General features: G+C 69.2%; 5 protein-coding genes, 1 tRNA gene, 1 other RNA gene and 1 pseudogene. 1 reads left to right on the forward strand and 7 read right to left on the reverse strand.

Annotated features, from left to right (window positions below; genetic code table 11):
- A partial coding sequence (locus tag G6017_RS07530) for a DUF6597 domain-containing transcriptional factor (protein ID WP_347237961.1) occupies window positions 1–411 on the reverse strand: 411 nt, incomplete at its 3' end.
- An 80-nt stretch (window positions 412–491) separates the two neighbouring features.
- On the opposite strand from G6017_RS07530, the gene G6017_RS07535 reads away from it, so the two are divergent.
- The gene (locus tag G6017_RS07535; protein WP_182616746.1) at window positions 492–998 is read left to right on the forward strand and encodes a VOC family protein; all 507 of its coding nucleotides are present in this window, start codon (window positions 492–494) and stop codon (window positions 996–998) included.
- A 73-nt stretch (window positions 999–1071) separates the two neighbouring features.
- Here G6017_RS07535 and G6017_RS07540 read toward each other — a convergent pair.
- The 6 genes and pseudogenes from G6017_RS07540 to G6017_RS16740 all read right to left on the reverse strand — a co-directional run.
- Window positions 1072–1144, reverse strand: a tRNA-Ala gene (locus G6017_RS07540).
- Window positions 1145–1277: 133 nt separating this feature from the next.
- Entirely contained in the window at window positions 1278–2021 is a 744-nt protein-coding gene (locus G6017_RS07545; RefSeq protein WP_179524829.1) for a DsbA family protein, read from the reverse strand.
- A gap of 166 nt (window positions 2022–2187) precedes the next feature.
- Window positions 2188–2561: a transfer-messenger RNA gene (gene ssrA, locus G6017_RS07550) on the reverse strand.
- 83 nt (window positions 2562–2644) lie between these two features.
- On the reverse strand, window positions 2645–3493 hold the full coding sequence (locus G6017_RS07555; RefSeq protein ID WP_182616747.1) for an EamA family transporter: 849 nt from the start codon (window positions 3491–3493) through the stop codon (window positions 2645–2647).
- A complete protein-coding gene (smpB, locus tag G6017_RS07560; RefSeq protein WP_179524827.1) occupies window positions 3490–3999 on the reverse strand; it encodes an SsrA-binding protein SmpB in 510 nt (169 codons plus the stop codon). Before smpB ends, G6017_RS07555 begins: the two co-directional genes overlap by 4 nt.
- Window positions 4000–4058: 59 nt before the next feature.
- Window positions 4059–4323 (reverse strand): annotated as a pseudogene (locus tag G6017_RS16740) (permease-like cell division protein FtsX); the annotation flags it as partial.

The raw sequence follows: 4323 nt of genomic DNA on the forward strand, positions 1-4323 counted from the left end.
CGACCGGCCGACGACCTCGTCCACCTGTCCCATCGCCGCCACGACGGCACGATGCAACCCGGGGGCGTCGAGGGGCGTCTCCGCGTCGCGGAGCCGCCGGGGCTCGGCAGCCAACGAGGCCAATCCGGCCGGGCGGAGCAGGGCGCCCACCGCCCATCCGCTGCCGCTGAGGTCCCGGTGGGAGACGCCGGTCGTCGGTCCGGAGAGACTGACCCCTCCGGGGTCGACGACGAGATTGGACGCCGGAAAAGGGAGCAGCTCCTGCCGGGAGGTCTCCCCCGGCGCGAGACGCCAGCGCGGGATCCAGAACCAACGGATCCGGTCACGCAGTTCCGACGGCGCGTCCTCGCGGTGGAAGGTGGGCAGCCTGTCCGGATAGAGGACCCCGCGTCGATCAGGGAGGTCGGCCATCGTCCCCTCCCCGCGTGTCGGACGCGACGGCGTCGCGAATCTTCAAGCCACTCCCGTGCATGTCCTCGTAGGTTCATCGCATGACAGAGAACACCACGCCCCGGGCCGGGGTCACCGGAGAACACACCACCGACGGCGTCCCCCACGGGTCGACCAGCCTCACGCCGTTCCTCGCCGTCGAGAGAGCGGGGGACGCGGTCGAATTCTGTTCCTCGGTGTTCGGCGCCCGGGTGGTCGACGTGACGGAGATGGGCGGGATCGTCGTGCACGCCGAACTCGACTTCGGCAACGGCCGGCTGCAACTCGGCGAGCCCAGTCCCCGGTTCGGGCTCGTGCCCCCGCCCACCGGGGAGGTGGCCTGCTATTCGATCGGGATGTACTGCGCGGACGTCGACGAGGTGGTCGACCGGGCCGCACAGGCCGGGGCCACGATCCGTGAACCCGTGAGCGAGTTCGTCTCCGGCGACAGGTACGCCTCGATCCGGGACCCGTACGGCGTCCGATGGTCGATCATGTCCCGCGTGGAGGACCTGTCGGAGTCCGAGAGCGCACGCCGGGTCGCCGAGTGGGCCGCGCAGCAGGGATAGAGATGAAAAGAGCCCGGCCAGTGGCCGGGCTCTTGCTCGCATGAACCATCCGTTGCCGGATCGTTCGTTCGGGTGGAGCTAAGGGGACTCGAACCCCTGACCCCCACACTGCCAGTGTGGTGCGCTACCAGCTGCGCCATAGCCCCGTATCGGTTGTTCCACCGTTCCCCTCTCGGCGACCGGCTCGACCAAAGTTACACCATCCCGGTTCGGCGCTCCAAATCGCCTCCGGCCCCGCCCTGGACGGGCGGGGCCGGTACCGATCGGTGCGGACCGGGGTCAGGCGAGGATGTTGTCCAGCCAGGCCGGATCGGCGATCTCCACGACCTCACCCTCGTAGGCGACCGTGGGGGTGGAGACGCGGTCGGTCACCTCTCGGATACTGTCCTGCGAGTTGTCGGCGGTGTCCGAGGCCTTCTCCATCCCGCCGTTGGTCTCCACGTTGCCGATGCACTCCACCGAGTCCGCGTTCGCGCCGGCCGCCTCGGCGGTGGCGGCCAGCTCCCTCGCCGAACGGTCGCCACCGCCCTCGGCGGGCTGCTGGGCGAAGAAGGCGTTCTTGACGTCGAAGAAGGCCGGCAGCGAATCCTTGGCCGCGACGCACTGGACGGCGGCGATGGCCCGCGTGGAATACTCGCCCGACGCCGACTGGCGGTTGAGGAAGTTGAGGGTGTGGAACTCCACGCGCAGGTCACCGGCCTCCACGGCGGAGGCGATCCGCTCACCGTTCTGCCCCTCGAAGGAGGCACACGCCGGGCACATGAAGTCCTCCCAGATCTGGACGGTCGGGGCGGTCTCCTCCCCCACCGCGATCACACCCGTGTCCGAGATCTCGATCAGCTCGTCGGCCGTCTCACCGAACGTGATCGGGTTGGCCTCGCCTCCCCGCTGGGCCATCCACACGACGCCGCCGAGGACCAGGACGGCGACGGCGATCAGGGCCGCAACCGTGATCAGCATCCCGTTGTTCTTCTTGGTCTTCAGGACCTTCGTGCTCTTGTTACCTGCGGACTTGGCGTTCACGTGTGGGTGGGCCTTTCTCTCCTGGGAAACCGTCGGCCCTTTCCGAGCGACTGGCGACTACCGAGAGGGTACCGAAACCGCCTGAGTCCTCTTTCAGGTGCGGGCAGGTGGCGAGGCCGAAATGCACCGAGCCCCCGGTCGGTGATCGACCGGGGGCTCGGCCCGATGGTGGAGCTGCCGGGAATTGAACCCGGGTCCTCCGCAGCATCGGCAGGGCTTCTCCGTGCGCAGTCCGCGTTGGCCTCTACTCGGATCTCGCCCTCATGCGGACATGTCGGCGATGACGATCCCAGTCACTGTTGGATGTCCCGACCCACCCCGTGACCGGGTGAGCCGGTGATCCCTCTAGATGATGCCGGTGACCGGGGCGAGGGCGACCCCGGGCCGACAGACTACGGGCTCGCTGTCAGGCAGCGAGGGCGTAGTCGCGCTGATTGGTATCGGCGCGTAATTGGTTGCCACGACGCTTACGGTGGTCTCTGGCCTGCACCGGCACGCTTCCCCTGCGTCAACTCACGTAGTCGAAACCACATCAGCCCCGTCAGGTCCGCCGACTCTCATCGACGGACCACTGACCCTACCCCGACCGGGGCCCCACCGCCAGGGTGAGCTCCGTCTCCACCTCAGCCCAGCGCGAGCAGTGCGATCGCCACCCCCGCCAGTGCGAGCCCCGCGATCTGGACCGCGCGAAGGCGCTCCCCTCCGTGCGTGATGGCCAGCGCCACCGTGAAGGCGGGGTAGAGCGCGGCGATCACGCTCACCAGCGAGAGCATGCCCGCCTGGGAGGCGAAGTAGAAGGCTCCGTTGGCGACCGCGTCGAACACGGCGATCACCAGGCCGATGGCGATGAGGCGCCGGGAGAACCTGAACGACTCGCGGGCGGCGAACGCCGCCGCCAGGACGACCCCGGTGGCGCCCACCCGCGACGCCGCGACCGGCCACAGCCCCTCACCCGCCGGGACCTGTGCCAGCAGGACGAAGAAGCCCGCGAACGCCAGCCCCGAGATCACCGTGAGCGCCATCAACGGCCAGGTGAGGCGACCGTGTCCGATCGACGAACCCTCGTCGCTCTCCAGTGAGACGAGGACCGTGGCGACGAGCGCCACCGACATCCCGACCAGGGCTGCCGCCCCGGGCCGCTCCCCCGCCACCAACCCGAACGCGAGCGGCACCGACGCGGCCAGAACCGCCGTGATCGGCGAGATCACGCTCATCGGCCCGCGCGCGAGCGCGACGTAGAACGACCACACCGCGAGACCTGACAGGAGGCCCGAAGTCAGCCCCCAGGCCAACCCGACCAGGGTCGGTGACCCCCCGGACACCACCGCCGCCGCCCCGACCAGCACGATCGACAGCGGGTACGACACGCTGACGACCCTCAGTGCACGGGCCCGCCGGGACGCGACCCCGCCGAGGTAGTCGCTGATGCCGTACGCCACCGCCGAGGTCGACGCCAGCGCGACCGGCATCATGCGTGCATGCCCTTGATCCTCCTGCCGAGTTCGCGAACGGCTTCGCGCTCGGCGGTCCGCTTGGCGATGTCGTGCCGTTTGTCGTGGGCCTGCTTACCCCGGGCGACGGCCAGTTCGACCTTGACCCGCCCGTTCACGAAGTAGAGGGACAGCGGGACCAGCGTGGCGTTGCCGTCCCGCACCTTGCCGACGAGCGAATCGATCTCGCGACGGTGCAGCAACAGTTTGCGGGCGCGCTTGGGCGCGTGGTTGGTCCAGTTCCCGTGGGAGTACTCGGGGATGTGGAGCCCGCGGAGCCACACCTCGCCGTCGTCGATCGTCGCGAACGCGTCGACCAACGACGCCTGGCCCTCGCGCATGCTCTTGATCTCCGTACCCAACAGCGCGATCCCCGCCTCGTGGGTGTCGAGGATGGAGTACTCGTGCCGGGCCTTGCGGTTGCTCGCGACCACGCTGCCGTCACGGCCGAGGGTCGACGCACCCTTCTTCTTGTTCTTCTTGGCCACGTCGGTTCACCTCCTCGTCCGTCCGTCGGGCAGATCCCCCACTCTAGATCAGTACGGGATCACTGCCGAACCGTGATCCGCAGCGTGGCCCACGCCGTGAGCGCGGACACCACCGCGCCCGCCACCACGAGGACCGGGGCCAGCAGCAGGATGTCGACGGTGGTGATCCGTTCCACCAGGTTCGCCCGGTACGCCTCGGCCAGCACCCTGTCGAGGAAGACGACCTTGGCCCCCAGCAGCCCGCCGACCGCGAGCAGCGAACCGACCACCGACGCCAGCACGGCTTCCACCACGAACGGCAGCTCGGTGTACCAGCGGCTCCCA

This window comes from Dietzia sp. B44, from assembly GCF_014145245.1.
GTDB classification, from domain to species: domain Bacteria; phylum Actinomycetota; class Actinomycetes; order Mycobacteriales; family Mycobacteriaceae; genus Dietzia; species Dietzia natronolimnaea.